We start from the raw sequence: 18,313 nt of genomic DNA, 5'->3' as shown, positions 1-18,313 counted from the left end.
GAAACGGCCGTACGATGTGATCTCCCGATCGCGAGATCGGATGTTCAGCGGTCTCGATCCTCCGGCGACTGCTTCTTGACGTCCACCGTAATCGGTACGAATCCTGCCCGTCGAACTACCGGGTCATCCGTGTCGGGCGCAATAGTCGAGTCGTCGCTGTGGCCCGAATCACCGGCGGTCGGATTCGCGTGCGGCGTCGAAGTCGCCGCTTCGCCGCTCTCGCGTGTCTGCGGATTCCCGGAATGCTCGGCCACCAACTGACGGATCATCGCGACGATGGTTGCACCCTCGGTTGCGGCGAATGTCAGAAGATCGTGCTGCTCACCTCGAAGCAAGGCGGCGAGTGCGCACACCGGGCACCAACTGCACCCTTGTTGCGTCGCTGTCGCCTGTTCCTCGACCGCCCGCCGCAGCATCGGCTCGAGCCGAGTGAGAACGGTTTCCGCCAGCGCCCAGAGTTCAGCGGCCACGTCCGAATGTTCGGAGGTCACCTATGTCTCCGTTCTCACGCCGGCCACACATTCGGATCGGGCATGAACCGAACCACCAGATCCTCGGCGTCGAATTCGGCACCGACCACCTCGCATCGACGCAGTACCGACGCCAGTCGCACACGGGTACGCGCACCGTCTGCACCGATGATCACATCGTCCTCCACCCGACCGAGCGTCAGTGTCGACGGATCCACGACCGGCAGATGCATCGTCATCGTGTACACCGACTCCAACCCCGCCCCCGACTCGTGTGCCACAACCGTCCTGCTGTCACGCCGATTCGCGCGCGCGAACAGCCCTGGAGCTCGCGGCGAAGGCTCGTGCTCGTTCTCCGACACCAATGCGCCGAGAGAGGCCAACCCTACCGGTTCATGGGGAGCTCGCTCGACGATCACTACCGACAGATGCGCTGCCGCCTGCGTGATGTCGGTGAGAACCGACTGTTGGGAGGCGCGCCATCCCTCGAACCAGAAGACAGCTGGGTGCGCACCGACCAGACCGATGGAGGCCGAATTCAGGTTCGGGAGAACCTTGTTCACGATCACGGTATCGATGCCGAGGCCCATGAGGGCCGCAGCGGACAACGTCCGTCGCGCTTCGGCCAGGCCGACCGCCTCGGGCGTGACCACCAGGGTCGCGGACGTGCGCTCACTGTCGAACAAAAGGTCACGTACACCTTCGGCGGTCGCGGCGACTCTCTCCACCATTGCCACGACCACGGTCAAGCGAGGGTCGGTTCCAGTTCCTGCGACGACACGATCGTGTTGCGGCCACAGCCGGTCGAGATATCCGCACACCAGGTCCGGCAACTGCAGGGTACGGAGCGCATCGGCGGTCGCAGGAAGGTCCACGAACACTGCATCCCAACGATTCTCGCCCACGAGTCCGACTATGCGATCGAGTCCGAGCACCTCTTGAACTCCTGGCGCACCGACGACTTCCTCCGGGTCTATCGCACCGAACCTGACCCCGTGTTCGTGCCCGGTCTTCGCCACCGCCAAGATCACCGAGAGCGCGCGGTAGCTCGATTCGACCAGCGCTAAAGTGTCCAGCTCCATCAGATCGAGATGCTCTGTCACCGGCACGACACTGCCGCGTCGAGCGCTCGGCGCGGACACATCCATCACGTCGAGCAGCGAATGCGCCTGGTCGAACGAGACGATCAACGTGCGTTCACCGGACAGCGACGCATCGAGCGCGGCTTTCGCAGCCACCGTCGTCTTACCCACACCACCCTTGCCGACGAACAGCCGGACCGTGGTGTGGGTTTCGGCGCGAGCTTCGCTCAGCCTTCGACCCGCTTCTTCAGTTCCTTGAGCGCGGTGTCGGTGATGACCTTCTCCGCCTTACGTTTGAACAGCCCGATCATCGGAATGTTGAGGTCGACGGTCAACTCGTAGGTGACCTCGGTGCCACCGCTACCGTTGTCCTTCAAGGTGTACGAGCCCGATTGCGACTTCTGCATCTCGCCGGACACCAGTTCCCATGCGACCGCGCTGCCGTCGGCCGCCCACTCGTACTGCAGCTCGTAGGTGTCCTTGACCATGCCCGCGTCGAGGACGAACTTGACCCGGTCCGCGCGGCCGCTCGCACCCACGGCGAGTACCTCGACGTTCTTCGCCGCCGAGACCCAGGACGGATACGCATCGAAGTCGGCGATGACGTCCATCACCTGTGCGGAAGGAGCGTCGACGGTGATCGACCTCTGAGTTTTCTCGGCCATGCTGAAAGTCCGCTTCCTCTCCATGTTCGGTACCGATCTCGCTCAGGCGTGAACGGTCGTCATCGGCTCTCACTCATCACACACGATCTTCGGTCGAACACACAACGGGCTCGCGCCAGGCACGCGTCGGTGTGGCTAATTCGTTGCGTCCGCTGGACGCTCTCCTGCCGCTCGACCTGCCTCGAGCCGACGCTTCAACTCGAACGTCATCGCCTTGCCCGCGGACCTTCGGCGACGACTCTCGTCTCCGAGGTCGACCCGCTCACGCCCCGAACCGGGCTCGGCGTGCAGGAAGTAGTGGACTATGACTCCGTCGAGAACATCGACGGCCTCCAGCCACACCTCCATCGTGCCGGTCAACGCACCGTCGACGGCCCACCGGATTCCTTTGTCACCGCGATCCTCGGTCACCGACAGCCGCAGGTCCGGCCACCACTGGCGCCACCGGTCACGGGGAGACAGCGCCTCGGACACCCTGCTGCCGGGTGCCGCGATGAAGGTTTGATCCGCCACTTGGATACTGCTCATCGGATGAGCTTCACATATCGACCCGCCACGCCGCACACGAGGCAGTCGGATGCGCTCGAACAGCGGGTCTACAGTAAGACAAATCCGAGCTACTCGTGAGTAGAGCTATCGATTCGCCGTTGGAGGTCACCCGTGCGTGAGTTCACCGTCCCCGCCCACTTCGAAGTCGAGGACGGGGCGTCGACCGTCGACACCGTATTCGAACGTCGGGTGAGCGCTCCTTCCTCGGTCGCGTTCCGACGCGTCGTCGATGGAACCTGGACCGACGTCACCGCACTGGAATTCGCTGGTCAGGTGGTTGACATCGCCAAGGGCCTGATCGCGGCAGGCGTCGGGCAGGGTGATCGCGTCGCGCTGATGTCGTCGACCCGGTACGAGTGGTCGGTGCTCGACTATGCGATCTGGTCCGCAGGCGGCGTCACCGTTCCCGTGTACGAAACGTCGTCCGCCGCTCAGGTCGAATGGATTCTGTCCGACGCCGAGCCGGTACTGCTCCTACTGGAGTCGCCGTCCATGCTGGCAGCGACCGCGGAGGTCGTCACGTCGTCGCCGACCGTTCGCCGCACGTTCTGCATCGACGGTGACGAGGGCGCAATTGCGGAACTGACAGCTCTGGGCAACCAGATCAACGAGGACGTGGTGACCGCACGCGTCGCAGCGCTGAAGTCCTCGGATCCGGCCACCCTCATCTACACGTCCGGAACCACCGGACGTCCGAAGGGTGTTCAGCTCACACACTCGAATCTCATCTCCGAGTCACGCGGAATCCGCGAGACCAGCCTGAAGAACCTGCTGAAGGAGGGCAGCCGGACGTTGATGTTCCTCCCTCTTGCACACGTTCTTGCACGCGCGGTCACGATCGCGGCCTTCGACGCGGGAACCACCGTCGGCCATACCAACGACATTCCGAACCTGGTGTCGACGTTCGGCAAGTTCCAGCCTGACTTCATCCTGTCGGTTCCGCGTGTGTTCGAGAAGGTGTTCAACACTGCCAAGCAGAATGCGCACGCCGACGGCAAGGGCAAGATCTTCGATCTGGCGGCCGACACGGCAGTGGAGTGGAGCCGCGCACAGGACTCCGGCCCCGGCATCGTGCTCCGGCTCAAGCATGCCGTGTTCGACAAGCTGGTGTACTCGAAACTCCGTGCGGCACTGGGTGGCCGGTGCCAGTTGGCGATTTCCGGTGGAGCTCCTCTCGGCGCCCGCCTCGGTCACTTCTACCGCGGTGTCGGCGTCCCGATCTACGAGGGATACGGGCTCACCGAGACCAGCGCCGCCTTCGCGGTCAACACGATCGGCCGCCAACACGTCGGCAGTGTCGGACAACCGTTGCCGGGCAACACGGTTCGCATCGCCGACGACGGCGAGATCCAACTGCGCGGGCCTGTCGTGTTCGCCGGATACTGGCGCAACGACGACGCGAGCGCCGAAGCACTGGACGAGGGCTGGTTCCGCACTGGGGATCTGGGCTCGCTCGACGACGACGGATACATCACCATCACCGGCCGCAAGAAGGAATTGATCGTCACCGCAGGCGGCAAGAACGTCTCCCCCGCCGGCCTGGAGGACCAACTTCGCGCGCACGCTCTCATCAGCCAGGCCATCGTCGTCGGCGATCAGAAGCCGTTCATCGGTGCACTGTTGACGCTCGACGCGGATGCGTTGACGGGATGGAAGTCCTCGCACAACAAGCCCGCCGAGGCGAGCCCCGCGGATCTCGTCGACGACGCCGACCTGCGCTCGGAGATCGATGCGGCAGTGGCCGAGGCCAACAAGTCCGTCTCGCACGCCGAAGCGATCAAGAAGTATCGGATTCTGCCGGCCGACTTCACCGAGGAAGCGGGTGAAGTGACGCCGACGATGAAACTGAAGCGCAACGTCATCACCAAGTCCTACGCAGACGATATCGAGGCGATCTACGCCAAGTGAGATGCGGCTGCGCCGCCCATCACAGGAGCGCGCGCAGCCGCTCCGCGAGAGTGTCCCAGCGCCAACTCTTCTCGACCCATGCGCGGCCGGCTGCACCCATGCCGGCCGCGCGGGCCGGGTCGCTCAGTACGTCGACGAGGGCGGCGGTGATCTGCTCGACCGAACGGCCGTCGACGACGATGCCGGTCTTGTTCTGCACCACGGTTTCCGGTGCTCCACCGGACATTCCGGCCACGACGGGCACACCGGACGCGGAGGCTTCGAGATAGACGATTCCGAGACCTTCGACGTCGAGACCTGCTCCTCGCGTTCGGCTCGGCATGGCGAAGACGTCGGCGATCGTGTGATGGGCTGCCAGCTCGGCGGAAGGTACCGTGCCCGTGAAGATCACGTGCTCGTCGACGCCTTCCTTTCTTGCAAGCTCACGCAGCGCTCCCTCGTACGGTCCGCCGCCGACGATCACCAGAACGGCACCGTCGATGCGAGCACGCACACCCGCGATCGACTTGATCAGGAAGTCCTGGCCCTTACGCGGAACCAGCCGCGACAGACACAGAACGGTCGGCCGTGCCCCGAGCCCGTACCGTGCGCGAAGCTCCTCGCGGGCACCGGGATCGGGCCTGAAGCGGTCCGTGTCGACGCCGGGCGGAACATGTTCCAGGGCTGCGCGGGCACCGAATGCCGACGCGAAGCGACCCCGCGTGTACTTGCTGACATAGGTGACCGTATCCACCGAATTGCCGATGAGCCGCAGAGTTCCTCGCCCTCCCGGCACCATCGACCACCCCACCTCGTGGCCGTGTGTGCTCGCCACGATCGTCTCGGCGCCTGCGCGTCGAACCACGGGAGCCATCACCGCCAGTGGCGCTGCCGCACCGAACCAGACACTGTCGCACTCACGAGACTTCACCAGTCCCGCGGCCCGTCGCGCGACCAGCGGTGTCGGCAGCATCAGCGTGGTCGGATGCCGGACGACCTCGAAAGGTTGCCGCGCATCGAACTTCACGTGGCTGTCCCCGCGCCACCGGGGCGCGTACACCACGAGTTCGTCGCCGGGGAACCTCGACGCGAAGCTGTGCAGGTAGGACTGAATACCGCCAGGACGTGGCGGGAAGTCGTTCGTCACCAGCAGTGTCCGACGCATCGGTCAACCGTAGGTCAGCGTCCGCCGGCTGCCACCCACGCCCCCCAGTCGGCGACGAAGTCCCCGATGCCGAGTCCGAGGACTGCGGTCAGAACTGCAGAAACCTCGCCGTCGCTCTTGGGCCCGTCCGCGATCTTCAGGTACAGCGCCCGCAGAGTGGGCTCACCGAACCGCTGAGCAACGAACGCCGAGACGGACCACGCCGACTCGTATGCGAGAGTCGCGCGGAGTCCGCCTGCGGCGAAGTCCGCATTTGTCGGCAGGACCGTCGGGGGTCCACCTCGGGCAACTGCCCGGCTGAGAGTGGGAGCCAGTCGACCCAGGTCCAGACCGGATCCTCGATAACCGGAGTAGTCCGCGATGCCCTCGAGCATCCACATCGGCGACCCGTCGACGGTGTTCGACCGTGTCGCGACATGCGTCAGTTCGTGTCTCAGCACCGAACGCGTCGTGAACTCGGTCAGTCGCTCGGATGCGGTCGGACCGAAGACGACGCGCTGACCGCTGACCGGCCGATCCGGCACCACGAGATCGGAAATGGTCACCGCCGCGGCGTCGGCACCCGCGGCTGCCGTACCGACGGAGGCGACGAACTCGGCCGGTGAGCCTGCCGTGAAGATCACGGCCTTGCGCGCCCACTCCTCACCCCAGAAGTCGGACACCGCATCGACCGCGGCAGGTAGTTCGTCGACGATCGCGGACATCAGTGTCGCCTGTTCCGGATGTCCGACGACGACCGAGGCACCACCGGAGGTCTGGGCGTTCGACGACGTGACGGATCCGAAGTCCCACGGCCCTCGCCACGTGTGCCGGTCGATCCCGGCGATGTCGGAATCGGAGACGAGCCTCCACCGGCCGTCTCTCTCGGCGACCAGCAGCGACACCGGTCTACGGGTAGGTAGATCGTCGGCGCCCTGTATCGCGTATCTCAGCACCACCGAGGGCGCCCACACATCGGTTGCGTTCAGCGGTTCGGCGACCTCGGACGGAACCGGAGTCTCGGGCTCGTCGACCAGTTCGTATCCCCAGTCCGCCAGCGGAGACGCAGCCACCTGGACGGATCGATCGATCTGTTGCTGCAGGAACCCTGGCGGTGCAGCTGAATCCGTCAGAGCGGTCAATGCTGCACTGTCGCTGGACCGCACTGCGTCGGCCCAGTCGTGCAGAAGCGTCTCGACGGCCGCGCGGCGCTCGCTCTCGTAAGGATTGCTCGGCGGTGGTGGGTCGACGGCGACGTTCGGCACACTGCACGCAGCCAGCAGCAGGATTGCAAGTACGGACGCAGCACGGCGCTGCCGCGTCACCGTCGGCGTGTGATCAGTAGCGACGCGCACCGTAGTACGGGAAGGACGCCATCGACTGAACCTTGACCGGAACTCCGAAAGTGGATGCGTGCAGCACATTTCCGTTGCCTGCATACAGGCCGACGTGCGAGGCGTCGGGGTAGAACAACACGACGTCGCCCGGTTGCAGATCCTTCTGGTCCACCGGAGTTCCGCCTGCTGCCTGGGCCTGGCTGGATCGGGGCAGCGTTTTTCCTACCTGCTTGTACGCCCATACGACCAGACCCGAGCAATCGAATCCGTCGGGTCCGGTTGCACCCCAGACGTATGGCTTTCCGATCTGCGTCATTCCTGCCTGCAGCGCGCCCGAGCCCGATCCTGGAATCAGGTTCGAGAGAATCTTCGAGAGGTCGAAGCCGGGCGGCAACGGCGTCCCGGCGAGTGCGCTCTGCTCGGTGCTGGACAGGGCACTGAATGCGGCCATGACCTCGGCCATCTGCCCCTGCAGTTCACTCTGTTTGCCCTGTAGATCGTCGCTGACCATCTTCGCCTGTTCGGCAGCGGTCTTGGCCTGATCGGCCGCCTGTCGAGCGGCCAGCTCGGCCGCCGCGGCATCCGAGGTGGCCTGCTTGAACTGTTCGACCTGACGGGCGGTCTCGGCCGATATGACATCGAGGGCCGACATCTGGTCGAGGAGCTGCTGCGGCGAATCACTGACCATGACTGCAAAGAGACGGTTGGTCCGGCCACCCTGATAGTTGACGTTGGCGACTTTGTCGATCGATGGCTTCAGCTGCGTGAGTGCTGCCTCGGCGACGTCGAGCGCACTGCGGTGTGCTTCGACGGAGGCTTCTGCCTCTTTCTGTGCTGCCGTTTTGGCGTCGAGGTCGATCTGCGCATTGTGCAGCGCCTCGGTGGTCTGCTCGGATTCGCGTGAGAGGTCCGCCAATCGGGTCTGCGCGTCGGAGGCGCTACCGATCTCGGGTTGTGCGTGCGCAACGGCCGTCGGTCCGGCCAGTAGGCACGCAGCGAGTGCAGCAGCGGCCATGACCGTGCGCTTGGAGCGGGTGACGCGTGAGGCTGTCGGTGTCGCCACGAGAAAGTGACTCTCCGTTCTTACGGTGGTCCACCGATACAGGCGGCGGTAACGATTCGAAAACGAACCCTACCCATCGGTACAGCACAATGGGCAAGATTGACGCCGGTATTTCGGGAGATTTCCGTACCGCTGGTCCATAACGGACGGACGAAGCAACTTCGTTAGGCTACGGAACCTCGTTCGCGGTGTCCATTCGCCGTTGCACCTCGGTGCCCCGACACGAACTACACAACGACAAAGCAGCATCAGGCGGCGGACCTGCACGGCCCTGACCTGATGCTGCTCGTCCGTAGATCATCGAATCAGTAGCGACGAGCTCCGTCGTACGGCATCGACGCCACCGGCGCGATCTTGACCGGAACACCGGACGTCGACGCATGGATGACGTTGCCGTTACCTGCGTAGATTCCCGAGTGCGATCCGCCGTAGAAGGAGATGACGTCACCGGGTTGCAAGTCGGACTGCGACACCGCCACGCCCGCCGAAGCCTGGTCGTAGCTCGTACGCGGGAGGCTGATGCCTGCCTGCTTGTATGCCCACTGGACGAGACCGGAGCAATCGAACGAGTCCGGTCCCGATGCGCCGTACACGTACGGGGCGCCGATCTTGGACTCGGCAGCCTGCACTGCCTTGGCAGCCGGAGTCACCTGAGGTGCAGCAGGCGCAGGCAGCGCGGGAAGACCCGGAACGGCAGGCAGCGGGGGAAGGCCCGGAATGTCGGGGATTTCGAAGGTACCGACACCGGGGATGGTGATGGGGGCCGCAAGTGCGGGGGCAGCGGGCAGGATGACCGCGCCGGCTGTGATCGCGCCGGCTACGAGGATTCGACGCAATGAACGGGTTGAAGTATGTGACGCCACGAGAGGGTTTTGCTCCGTTTCTTCCACTCATCCGCCGACCGAGTTAGCTGACGGGTTCGGGCTGGGAAGATCAGCCCTACCCACCGGCTCGCATGTGCGGTTCGGCGGGATTCACCCCAGTGGAAATCGGGTTCCCGGTACGGCCACTCTCACGAGTGCCCGATTAGGCGGTGACTTGCGACGCCGCTCCGGTGTGGATTGGCGAGACTCCGCAAGGTCTCAGGAAGGTTACGAAACGGCATCCCCTTGTGTCGACCCCAACGCGCCGTACGGCCCCGAATAGTTCGGATTTCGACTAGACCGCACGCTGATCGGCGCTCTGATCACGAGACGGTAACGAACCGCTTCGGGCCGGTGAACCGTCGTCGACCACCAGCCGCAGGCGTGGCACGAGACCGACATCGGCGAGCACACCGATTGCTCCGAGTTCTTCCTGGTCGATGTCGATTTTCGGCGTCCCCGCGCCGGAACCCACACCGCCCCTGGCGGGCCATCCCGGCGCCCCGAGAAGGACCGTGACGACACAGTCCCCGCAGGCGACATCTCGGACCTTGCAATCACCGCAGTCGACAATCATGTGATCCTCGTCTCTTTCCTCGAAGCGGAGCCGAATTCGGCCGATACGAGCGAAACCTAGCGGCGGCCTCCGACAGGAATCTGCCGCGCCCTGTCCGTGCGGGCGAGACCTGTCGGTGCTCGCGTCTAGCGTCCAGATCTTGTGAGCCTTCCGATCCAACTCAGTTTCGACGAACTGGACACACCACTGCACCAGACCACGTTCGTCGTCGTCGACCTGGAGACGACGGGGGGCAGCGCCGACACGGAGGCGATCACCGAGATCGGTGCGGTCAAGATTCGAGGCGGCGAGGTGATCGCCGAGTTCGCGACACTCGTCGATCCCGGCCGCTCCATTCCCCCGTACATCGTCGAGCTGACCGGGATCACGACGGCAATGCTGATCGGAGCGCCGAGAATCGAACGCGTCTTACCGGCATTCCTCGAGTTCGCTCGCGGAAGCGTGCTGGTCGCACACAACGCACGCTTCGACACCGGCTTTCTGCGCGCCGCAGCAAGCCGCATGGACATCGCCTGGCCCTCGTTCTCGGTCCTGTGCACCGTCAAACTCGCGCGTCGCGTTCTCACCCGCGACGAAGCACCGTCGGTCAAGCTGTCCGCGCTGTCCACGCTCTTCGAGGTGAGTACGCAACCGACGCACCGGGCTCTCGACGACGCCCGCGCCACCGTCGACGTGCTGCATGCCCTCATCGAGCGCGTCGGAAACCAAGGGGTGCACAGCTACGCGGAGCTCGTCGACTACTTGCCGAACGTCTCGTCCGGCCAACGAGCGAAGCGTCATCTTGCCGCTGGACTACCGAGATCGCCTGGGGTCTACCTGTTCAAGGGACCCGGCAACGAGGTTCTGTACGTCGGTACGTCGACCAATCTGCAACGCCGCGTCCGCAACTACTTCACCGGCTCGGAGACCCGCGGGCGGATGAAGGAGATGGTGTCGTTGGCCGTCGACGTCGCCCATGTGGAGTGTGCACACGGACTCGAAGCCGGAGTACGCGAGCTGAGGCTTCTGAGCGCGCACATCCCGCCCTACAACCGGCGGTCGAAGTTTCCGAAGAAGGGATGGTGGATCACTGCCACCGTCGAGGCCTTCCCCAGGTTGTCGGTGGTTCGGACACCTGCCATCGGATCACTCGGTCCGTTCGCCGCCCGAGCCGACGCGGCCGACGCGGCTGCCCTGATCGCAGAATTCTGTTCGATTCGCACCTGCACTCGGCGTATTCCGAGATCGGCGATGCACGGAGCCGACTGCCCGCCCACCGCGGTGGGAGGCTGCGCCGCTGCCGAAGCCGGACTTCTGTCGGCCGAGGACTACGCGTCGTTCCCGGCGAAGTTCATGGCGTTGGCGGCAGGCACCGACGATTCCGCACTGCAGGCTGCGCTGTCGAGGGTCACGCAGTTGGCCGAGTCCGAGCTGTTCGAATCCGCGGCTCGTTTGCGGGACCGTCTCGCCGTTCTCGCGGACATGCTCGCCCGGATGCACCGCCTTGCCGCAGTAGCCGCGATCGCCGAACTGGTCGTCGCGCGGCGCACCGCGGAGGGCGGCTGGGAACTGGCGGTGATTCGACACGGCAGGCTGACCGGCGCAGCCGTGGCGCCGCGCCGCGTACATCCGATGCCCGTCGTGGACGCGATCACTGCCGCCGCCGAGACGGTCGTCCCCGACTCGACTCCGCTTCGGGGCGCATCGCCGGAGGAGGTGGGCCTCATCGCGCGCTGGCTGGACACGGACGGGGTTCGGATAGTGCGGACCACCGACGGGTACTTCGAACCCGTCCACGCCGCAGGGAGCTGGAAACAGTGGTGCGCCGCCGCGCGCGACATCTCGCGACGCGAACACACCGCACACGAGGTCCCCGCGCGGCGCGCCCTTTAAGCTTGTCGTTCGTCACGTACCCGCGTGCCGTGTCACCGATCGTGAAGGAACCCCGTGATCAACGCAATCGTCATGATCGACGCCGAAGCCCGTGCCATCCCGGAGACGGCTCAGGCCGTCGCCGACGTCGCAGGTGTGACCGAAGTCTATTCGTGCGCAGGCGATGTGGATCTCATCGCGATCGTCAAGGTCCGCGACCACCAAGAGATCGCCGAGGTCGTGACAGGCCGCATCAACAAGGTGCCTGGTGTAGTGAACACGGCAACCCACATCGCGTTCCAGTCGTATTCGAGCGCGGACGTGGAAGCAGGCTTCTCGATCGGCGAGTAGGACTACTCCAACTCGTTTGACCTGGCGACCCAGCGTGCGAGCAGATCGGTTGCGGCACCGGAATCCACTGCACGTATCGCGCGCTCGAGCCCTCCGGCCATCGATGTCACCAGCTCCTTCGCGTCGACTCCGCCCGCAATGCCGTCGTGCGCAGTCAGTGCAGCAGCCGCATTGAGCAGGACAGCGTCACGGACAGGCCCGGTTTCCCCGCCGAAGACCGCACGTGCGACACCGGCGTTGTATTCGGCATTCCCGCCCCGCAGTGCGCCGATCGGCACCAGATCGAACCCGAAGTCTCGTGGATCGATCTGTGTCACCGTCACATCGCCGTTCGAGACCACGTGCACCGTGGTCGTCGACGACAAGGTGATCTCGTCCAATCCGTCGTCGCCCCGGACGACGAGGGCGCTCGTCCCTCGCTCAGCGAATACTCCTGCAACAACGGGAGCCAGCGTTTCGAACGCGCAACCGATCAGGCCTGCACGAGGTCTGCCCGGGTTCGTCAGGGGACCCAGCACGTTGAAGACCGTCGGAATTCCGATTTCCTTGCGCGGTGGACCGGCGAATCGCAGCGCAGGGTGATAGACGGGAGCGAAGCAGAATCCGATCCCGACGTCACGAACGCTCTGCGCAACGCCCGCGGGGCCGAGGCCGAACTTCACTCCAAGCGCCTCGAGGACATCGGTGGTGCCACTGCGCGACGACGCGGCCCTGTTGCCGTGTTTCACAACCGGCGCCCCTGCAGCAGCAACGACGATCGCCGCCATCGTCGAGATGTTGACGGTGTCCGCGCCGTCGCCGCCGGTCCCGACGACATCGACCGCATCCGGTTCGCTGTCCACGAGGCTCGCGTGGGCCAACATCGAGTCCGCGAGACCCCGCACCTCGGCCGAGGTCGGACCCTTCATCTTCAAGGCGACCCCGAAAGCGGCGATCTGTGCCGCGGTGGCGTTGTCGGACATGATCTCGTCCATCGCCCAGCCGGTATCGGCAGCCGAGAGATCCTTCGAGGACGTCAGTGCGCCGAGTATCGACTTCCACGTCCGCTGTGCCTCGCCGGTCTTCGGTTCGGTCATGTTCTCCCGTGCCTTCCTGGACTGACGACTTGGACCCACAACGTGCGTCGAAAGCTTAGTCAGACGTCCAGGTCCGGGCCGGATGCAGGTTGCAGTGCATCCCAACCCAGCACGATGCCGCCTCGCCGCTGCGCCAAACCCGCCATCCTCGACCGTTCCTGAGAGCAATGCAGCGCGTCGACCACCTGCACTCGTTGCAGTGTCACCGACACCCCGCCCTCGACGACCGGCCGATGGACGGGCACAGGTTCGGCGTGGACGACTATCGCCGCCGGGTCGGTCAGCGCGTATCCATCCTGTGCGGCGATCGACGCCGCATCCCCGACCGTGTCCGACGGGAGAATCAGATGGTGCCGAAGCACGGCTTCGGCCTCCGCGACCCATCCGCCGTCGTCGGCACCGCGAGCCAGAGCCGCCGAACAGGACTCGGCGTCGTCGTACGAGTACGCGACTACCACCAAATCGCCCTGCGTGGGGTCGAGCGGAATCGATTTCGAGCGCGAAAACAGACGCCGGAACCAACCTGCGCCATCGTTCGTTGCCATGAGGCAAGCCTTCCACGACACCGGATCTCGAGCCCACTCACCCGGTTCGACCTGGCCCGCGAGTGCTGCCGTCGACGGTCGTCCAGTTCGCGACGCGCCAACACCGGACCCGGGTATGCGTTCGGTACTACGGCCAGTCATACTTCTTTCTGTGACGAGCGCTGTAGGGACTCAAGGATCGGCAATCACCCAACGCGTGCACTCGCTGAACCGCCCCAATATGGTCAGCGTCGGCACGATTGTGTGGTTGTCCAGCGAACTCATGTTCTTCGCTGGACTTTTCGCGATGTATTTCGTCGCACGGGCGCAAGCCAACGGCAACTGGCCACCAGAACCGACCGAGCTCAACCTTGCGCTCGCCGTGCCGGTGACCGCCGTGTTGATCGCGTCGTCGTTCACCTGCCAGCTCGGTGTGTTCGCCGCCGAGCGCGGTGACGTCTTCGGGTTGCGACGCTGGTACATCATCACCCTGTTCATGGGCGCGTTCTTCGTTGCCGGCCAGGGGTACGAGTACTACCACCTGGTGCACGAGGGCACGACGCTGTCGTCGAGTGTCTACGGATCGGTCTTCTACATCACGACCGGTTTCCACGGACTCCACGTCATCGGCGGATTGATCGCATTCGTGTTCCTGATCACCAGAACCTTGGTCAGCAAGTTCACGCCTGCTCAGGCAACCGCCGCGATCGTCGTCTCCTACTACTGGCACTTCGTCGACATCGTCTGGATCGCACTGTTCGCGACCATCTACTTCATCCGCTGATGCACGAACGCAGTTTCAGTGTTTTCACTTCGTCAACCGCAGCGGACGTTCGGTATCAGCCCCCGACGTTCAGTCCGTCCCGACACGACAAGGGATAGAAGATGAGTTCATCTCCCCCAGCAGCATCCGGTGACAGCACCAACGGATCCGCCTCGGCAGGATCACCATCGGCCATCAAGAGCCGACGTCAGCGCAAGGTGCGTCGACGCGTGACCGGCGCCCTCGTACTCATGATGGGACTCATCAGCGCGGGATTCCTCGCTTCTGCTCTGACACCGACACCGCAGGTGGCGACGGCCGATCAGGATTCGGCCGCCTTGATCCGCGAAGGCAAGCAGCTCTACGACACCTCGTGCGTCACGTGCCACGGCGTGAACCTGCAGGGCGTACAGGACCGCGGACCCAGCCTCATCGGCGTCGGCGAAGCTGCGGTGTACTTCCAGGTCTCGTCAGGGCGTATGCCGGCGGTGCGCAACGAGGCTCAGATCATGCGTAAGCCACCGAAGTTCGACGACAAGCAGATCGACGCACTCGGCGCATACATCCAGGCGAACGGCGGAGGACCGACGGTCATCCGCGACAGCAACGGTGACATCGCACAGTCCTCGCTCACCGGCGGCGACATCGCTCGCGGCAGCGAACTCTTCCGGTTGAACTGCGCCTCGTGCCACAACTTCACCGGCGAGGGAGGCGCACTGTCCTCGGGCAAGTTCGCTCCCCCACTCGGACCCGCCAGCGAGCAGCAGATCTACGCGGCAATGCTCACCGGGCCGCAGAACATGCCGAAATTCTCCGACCGTCAGCTGACGCAGGAAGAGAAGATCGACATCATCTCGTACGTGAAATCGGCGCAGGAAACGACCGCACCCGGCGGTTGGGGTCTGGGCGGCTTCGGTCCCGGTACCGAAGCAATCGCAATCTGGGTAGTCGGAATCGCTGCTGTCGTCGGCGCAACACTATGGATCGGATCAAGGTCATGAGCGATGCTGATTCCGGGCGTACCGACAGTGGCCACGCCGACAGCACGAAAGTCGACAAGGTGGACGTGAACAAGAAGTACACCGACGAGGAACTCGCCGGAATGACGCGCGACCAGCTCGTCGAGCTGGGAACCAACCTCGACCACGTCGATGTTGCCTACCGCCGCGATCGCTGGGCCGTCACAGGCACCCGCGCCGAGAAGCGCGCCGAGCGCAACGTCGCGTTCTGGTTCGCGCTCTCCGGTGTATCGGCAGTGGCATTCATCGGGATCTACCTCTTCTGGCCGTGGGAGTACGCGGGCATGGGAGAGGAGAACTACGGCCTGTACACGCTCTACACACCGCTGATCGGTCTGACCATGGGTCTGGCGATTCTCGGCGTAGGCGTCGGCGCGGTGCAGTTCACCAAGAAGTTCATCCCTGAAGAGGTCTCCATCCAGGACCGCCACGACGGTCAATCCTCGGAGGTCGACCGCCAGACGGTCGTCGCCGAGCTCGGCGATTCGCTCGCCACGTCGACCATCGGTCGTCGCAAGGTCATCAAGCGTTCGCTGTTCTTCGGCGGCGGCGCCCTCGGAATCATGGCCATTCTTCCGCTCGGCGGTCTGATCAAGAACCCGTGGGCAGAAGGCGACAAGTCTCCGCTCTGGGTTTCCGGCTGGACTCCGCGCTACCCTGGGGAGACGATCTACCTTCGGCGTGACACCGGACGTCCCCACGACGTCGTGTTGGTGCGCCCCGAGGATATGGATGCCGGAGCCATGGAAACCGTGTTCCCGTTCCGCGAGGCCGACCGCGACGACGATCATGCGTTGCTCGCGTCGCTGCGTGGTATCCGTAACTCGGTGATGCTCATCCGTCTCCGTTCCGAGGACACGGCCAAGGTCATCAAGCGCAAGGGCCAGGAAAGCTTCAACTACGGCGACTACTTCGGTTACTCGAAGATCTGCACCCACCTCGGTTGCCCGACGTCGTTGTACGAGCAGCAGACCAACCGCATCCTGTGCCCCTGCCACCAGTCGCAGTTCAACGCACTCGAATACTGCAAGCCGATCTTCGGTCCGGCCGCTCGTGCTCTGCCGCAGCTGCCGATCACGGTCAACGAAGAAGGATTCCTCGTTGCCAGCGGAGACTTCATCGAAGCCCTCGGACCTGCCTTCTGGGAGCGCCGCCCGAACACCGAAGCGGAGAGCGAATCATGAGCCCTTCACTGCAAGCCCTCGCTGCCAAGCAGGCTGACGACGTAGACAGTCGTTACCACCTGGCACCGGGTATACGTCGCCAGATCAACAAGGTCTTCCCGACGCACTGGTCTTTCCTCCTCGGTGAGATCGCGCTGTACAGCTTCATCATCCTGCTGATCTCGGGTGTGTTCCTGACGTTGTTCTTCGACCCCTCCCTCAGCGAGGTCGAGTACAACGGCATCTACGAACCACTCCGTGGCGTATCGATGTCTCGTGCTTACGAAACCGCGCTGAACATCTCGTTCGAGGTCCGCGGCGGTCTGTTCATGCGACAGATTCACCACTGGGCAGCGCTCATGTTCGCCTGCTCGATCATCGTGCACATGCTCCGCATCTTCTTCACCGGAGCATTCCGTCGTCCGCGTGAGGCCAACTGGGTCATCGGTTGCCTTCTGCTGATCCTGGCGATGTTCGAGGGCTTCTTCGGTTACTCGCTTCCCGACGACCTGCTCTCGGGCACCGGCCTTCGAGCGGCGTTCTCCGGCATCTCGATGAGCATCCCGGTGATCGGAACCTGGTTGCACTGGATGGTCTTCGACGGCGACTTCCCCGGCACCATCATCATTCCGCGCCTGTACGTTGCACACGTCCTGCTGCTGCCTGCCATCATCCTCGCGTTGATCGCAGCTCACCTGGCGTTGGTCTGGTACCAGAAGCACACGCAGTTCCCCGGACCCGGCCGCACCGAGACCAACGTCGTCGGCGTCCGAATCCTCCCTGTGTTCGCTGTGAAGTCCGGCGCGTTCTTCGCCGTCACGTTCGGCGTGCTTGCACTCATGGGCGGTCTGTTCCAGATCAACCCGATCTGGAACCTCGGCCCGTACAACCCAGCGCAGGTCTCGGCTGGATCACAGCCCGACTTCTACATGATGTGGACCGACGGTCTCGCTCGTCTGTGGCCGGCCTGGGACATCTACATTGCGGGTCGATACACGATCCCTGCCGTGTTCGCCGTCGCGCTGATCATGGGTCTCGTCTTCACCGTGATGATCGCGTACCCCTGGATCGAGAAGCGTCTGACCGGGGACCGTGCGCACCACAACCTGCTCCAGCGCCCCCGCGACGTCCCGGTCCGTACCGCAATCGGCGCGATGGTCCTGGCGTTCTACATCGTGTTGACCATCTCGTGTGTCAACGACATCGTGGCGTACAAGTTCGACATCTCGTTGAACGCCATGACGTGGATCGGCCGAATCGGCATGCTCGTACTGCCGCCCATCGCGTACTTCGTTGCGTACCGGTTCTGCATCGGCCTCCAGCGCAGTGACCGTGCAGTCCTCGATCACGGAATCGAGACCGGCATCATCAAGCGTCTGCCGCACGGCCAGTACGTCGAGATTCATCAGCCACTCGGACCGGTCGACGATCACGGTCACCCGATCCCGCTCGACTACCAGGGTGCAGCGCTCCCGAAGAAGATGAACAAGCTCGGATCTGCCGGCAAGCCCGGTTCCGGTTCGATCTTCCGCCCCGACCCGGTAGCGGAGAGCAAGGCACTCGAAGAGGCCTTGCACCACGGCGAGGTAGAGCAGCTGAAGATGCTGAAGACCTACCAGACCAGCAACGGTTCGACCAACGGCCATGGGTCCAATGGTCACGGATCGAACGGCAATGGTTCGAACGGCAGCGGGTCGAAGGGCCACAGCTCGAACGGACATGAATCCAACGATCTGTCCAGTGGCAACGGCGCAAGCGATCACTCCCCTGCACACCAGGACAGTGAGAGCGAGCACTAGACAGTTTCAGAACGAAAAGAGGGCGGCACCCATTCGGGTGTTGCCCTCTTTTGCTTCGTCCGCACCCCTAGTACGCCGACCCTCCCCTCCCCCACCCTGAGCCTCGGCGGCCACGCACACCGCATCCCCC

General features: G+C 64.2%; 18 protein-coding genes and 1 riboswitch. Of the genes, 7 read left to right on the top strand and 11 right to left on the bottom strand.

What is annotated here, in order from left to right; genetic code table 11:
- Positions 1 to 44: 44 nt before the first annotated feature.
- The 4 genes from RY1_RS22685 to RY1_RS22670 all read right to left on the bottom strand — a co-directional run bounded on the left by RY1_RS22685 (position 45) and on the right by RY1_RS22670 (position 2,745).
- Positions 45 to 491 carry a hypothetical protein gene (locus tag RY1_RS22685; protein ID WP_072806322.1) on the bottom strand — a complete coding sequence of 149 codons (447 nt, stop codon included), beginning with the start codon at positions 489 to 491 and terminating at the stop codon, positions 45 to 47.
- Between the two features lie 14 nt (positions 492 to 505).
- Positions 506 to 1,744 carry an ArsA family ATPase gene (locus RY1_RS22680; protein WP_084727752.1) on the bottom strand — a complete coding sequence of 413 codons (1,239 nt, stop codon included), beginning with the start codon at positions 1,742 to 1,744 and terminating at the stop codon, positions 506 to 508.
- Between the two features lie 35 nt (positions 1,745 to 1,779).
- A complete protein-coding gene (locus tag RY1_RS22675; RefSeq protein ID WP_072806320.1) occupies positions 1,780 to 2,217 on the bottom strand; it encodes an SRPBCC family protein in 438 nt (145 codons plus the stop codon).
- A gap of 135 nt (positions 2,218 to 2,352) precedes the next feature.
- On the bottom strand, positions 2,353 to 2,745 hold the full coding sequence (locus RY1_RS22670; protein WP_072806319.1) for a polyketide cyclase / dehydrase and lipid transport: 393 nt from the start codon (positions 2,743 to 2,745) through the stop codon (positions 2,353 to 2,355).
- Positions 2,746 to 2,877: 132 nt separating this feature from the next.
- Here RY1_RS22670 and RY1_RS22665 point away from each other — a divergent pair, with 132 nt between their 5' ends.
- Complete coding sequence (locus tag RY1_RS22665; protein WP_072806318.1) at positions 2,878 to 4,674, top strand: AMP-dependent synthetase/ligase; 1,797 nt, start codon at positions 2,878 to 2,880, stop codon at positions 4,672 to 4,674.
- A 19-nt stretch (positions 4,675 to 4,693) separates the two neighbouring features.
- On the opposite strand, the gene RY1_RS22660 is transcribed toward RY1_RS22665, so the two are convergent.
- The 5 genes from RY1_RS22660 to RY1_RS22640 form a co-directional block, all read right to left on the bottom strand.
- The gene (locus RY1_RS22660; RefSeq protein WP_072806317.1) at positions 4,694 to 5,818 is read right to left on the bottom strand and encodes a glycosyltransferase family 4 protein; all 1,125 of its coding nucleotides are present in this window, start codon (positions 5,816 to 5,818) and stop codon (positions 4,694 to 4,696) included.
- A gap of 14 nt (positions 5,819 to 5,832) precedes the next feature.
- A complete protein-coding gene (locus RY1_RS22655; RefSeq protein WP_245819875.1) occupies positions 5,833 to 7,152 on the bottom strand; it encodes a peptidase MA family metallohydrolase in 1,320 nt (439 codons plus the stop codon).
- The gene (locus tag RY1_RS22650) at positions 7,136 to 8,149 is read right to left on the bottom strand and encodes a C40 family peptidase (protein WP_174565453.1); all 1,014 of its coding nucleotides are present in this window, start codon (positions 8,147 to 8,149) and stop codon (positions 7,136 to 7,138) included. The genes RY1_RS22655 and RY1_RS22650 overlap by 17 nt, the downstream gene beginning before the upstream one ends.
- 353 nt (positions 8,150 to 8,502) lie before the next feature.
- Positions 8,503 to 9,060, bottom strand: coding sequence for a C40 family peptidase (locus RY1_RS22645; RefSeq protein WP_072806315.1), 558 nt, complete (start codon positions 9,058 to 9,060; stop codon positions 8,503 to 8,505).
- A gap of 17 nt (positions 9,061 to 9,077) precedes the next feature.
- Positions 9,078 to 9,240, bottom strand: a riboswitch (cyclic di-AMP (ydaO/yuaA leader).
- 115 nt (positions 9,241 to 9,355) lie between these two features.
- The gene (locus RY1_RS22640) at positions 9,356 to 9,637 is read right to left on the bottom strand and encodes a hypothetical protein (protein ID WP_072806314.1); all 282 of its coding nucleotides are present in this window, start codon (positions 9,635 to 9,637) and stop codon (positions 9,356 to 9,358) included.
- A 141-nt stretch (positions 9,638 to 9,778) separates the two neighbouring features.
- Between RY1_RS22640 and RY1_RS22635 the strand changes: the two genes are divergently transcribed.
- Complete coding sequence (locus tag RY1_RS22635; RefSeq protein WP_072806313.1) at positions 9,779 to 11,509, top strand: DEDD exonuclease domain-containing protein; 1,731 nt, start codon at positions 9,779 to 9,781, stop codon at positions 11,507 to 11,509.
- 54 nt (positions 11,510 to 11,563) lie between these two features.
- On the top strand, positions 11,564 to 11,839 hold the full coding sequence (locus tag RY1_RS22630; RefSeq protein ID WP_072806312.1) for an Lrp/AsnC family transcriptional regulator: 276 nt from the start codon (positions 11,564 to 11,566) through the stop codon (positions 11,837 to 11,839).
- 2 nt (positions 11,840 to 11,841) lie between these two features.
- On the opposite strand, the gene trpD is transcribed toward RY1_RS22630, so the two are convergent.
- Positions 11,842 to 12,915, bottom strand: coding sequence for an anthranilate phosphoribosyltransferase (gene trpD, locus RY1_RS22625; protein ID WP_072806311.1), 1,074 nt, complete (start codon positions 12,913 to 12,915; stop codon positions 11,842 to 11,844).
- 59 nt (positions 12,916 to 12,974) lie between these two features.
- Positions 12,975 to 13,460 carry a hypothetical protein gene (locus tag RY1_RS22620; protein ID WP_174565451.1) on the bottom strand — a complete coding sequence of 162 codons (486 nt, stop codon included), beginning with the start codon at positions 13,458 to 13,460 and terminating at the stop codon, positions 12,975 to 12,977.
- A 151-nt stretch (positions 13,461 to 13,611) separates the two neighbouring features.
- Between RY1_RS22620 and ctaE the strand changes: the two genes are divergently transcribed.
- The 4 genes from ctaE to qcrB all read left to right on the top strand — a co-directional run bounded on the left by ctaE (position 13,612) and on the right by qcrB (position 18,183).
- Positions 13,612 to 14,223: an aa3-type cytochrome oxidase subunit III gene (gene ctaE / locus RY1_RS22615; protein WP_072806309.1), complete on the top strand. Its 612-nt coding sequence runs from the start codon at positions 13,612 to 13,614 to the stop codon at positions 14,221 to 14,223.
- Positions 14,224 to 14,324: 101 nt separating this feature from the next.
- Positions 14,325 to 15,203 carry a cytochrome bc1 complex diheme cytochrome c subunit gene (gene qcrC / locus RY1_RS22610; RefSeq protein ID WP_072806308.1) on the top strand — a complete coding sequence of 293 codons (879 nt, stop codon included), beginning with the start codon at positions 14,325 to 14,327 and terminating at the stop codon, positions 15,201 to 15,203.
- On the top strand, positions 15,200 to 16,405 hold the full coding sequence (gene qcrA / locus RY1_RS22605; protein ID WP_371829501.1) for a cytochrome bc1 complex Rieske iron-sulfur subunit: 1,206 nt from the start codon (positions 15,200 to 15,202) through the stop codon (positions 16,403 to 16,405). Before qcrC ends, qcrA begins: the two co-directional genes overlap by 4 nt.
- Positions 16,402 to 18,183: a cytochrome bc1 complex cytochrome b subunit gene (qcrB, locus tag RY1_RS22600; RefSeq protein WP_072806306.1), complete on the top strand. Its 1,782-nt coding sequence runs from the start codon at positions 16,402 to 16,404 to the stop codon at positions 18,181 to 18,183. The genes qcrA and qcrB overlap by 4 nt, the downstream gene beginning before the upstream one ends.
- The last annotated feature ends 130 nt before the right edge of the window (positions 18,184 to 18,313 follow it).

The organism is Rhodococcus yunnanensis NBRC 103083 (assembly GCF_001895005.1).
GTDB classification, from domain to species: domain Bacteria; phylum Actinomycetota; class Actinomycetes; order Mycobacteriales; family Mycobacteriaceae; genus Rhodococcoides; species Rhodococcoides yunnanense.
This window is presented reverse-complemented; position numbering and strand designations above follow the sequence as displayed.

Excerpts from the sequence above, each read along its gene's own strand:
- RY1_RS22675 (WP_072806320.1), bottom strand. The coding sequence starts at position 2,217 with ATGGCCGAGAAAACTCAGAGGTCGATCACCGTCGACGCTCCTTCCGCA.
- RY1_RS22670 (WP_072806319.1), bottom strand. The coding sequence starts at position 2,745 with ATGAGCAGTATCCAAGTGGCGGATCAAACCTTCATCGCGGCACCCGGC.
- RY1_RS22660 (WP_072806317.1), bottom strand. The coding sequence starts at position 5,818 with ATGCGTCGGACACTGCTGGTGACGAACGACTTCCCGCCACGTCCTGGC.
- RY1_RS22650 (WP_174565453.1), bottom strand. The coding sequence starts at position 8,149 with ATGGCCGCTGCTGCACTCGCTGCGTGCCTACTGGCCGGACCGACGGCC.
- RY1_RS22640 (WP_072806314.1), bottom strand. The coding sequence starts at position 9,637 with ATGATTGTCGACTGCGGTGATTGCAAGGTCCGAGATGTCGCCTGCGGG.
- trpD (WP_072806311.1), bottom strand. The coding sequence starts at position 12,915 with ATGACCGAACCGAAGACCGGCGAGGCACAGCGGACGTGGAAGTCGATA.
- RY1_RS22620 (WP_174565451.1), bottom strand. The coding sequence starts at position 13,460 with ATGGCAACGAACGATGGCGCAGGTTGGTTCCGGCGTCTGTTTTCGCGC.
- qcrC (WP_072806308.1), top strand. The coding sequence starts at position 14,325 with ATGAGTTCATCTCCCCCAGCAGCATCCGGTGACAGCACCAACGGATCC.
- qcrA (WP_371829501.1), top strand. The coding sequence starts at position 15,200 with ATGAGCGATGCTGATTCCGGGCGTACCGACAGTGGCCACGCCGACAGC.
- qcrB (WP_072806306.1), top strand. The coding sequence starts at position 16,402 with ATGAGCCCTTCACTGCAAGCCCTCGCTGCCAAGCAGGCTGACGACGTA.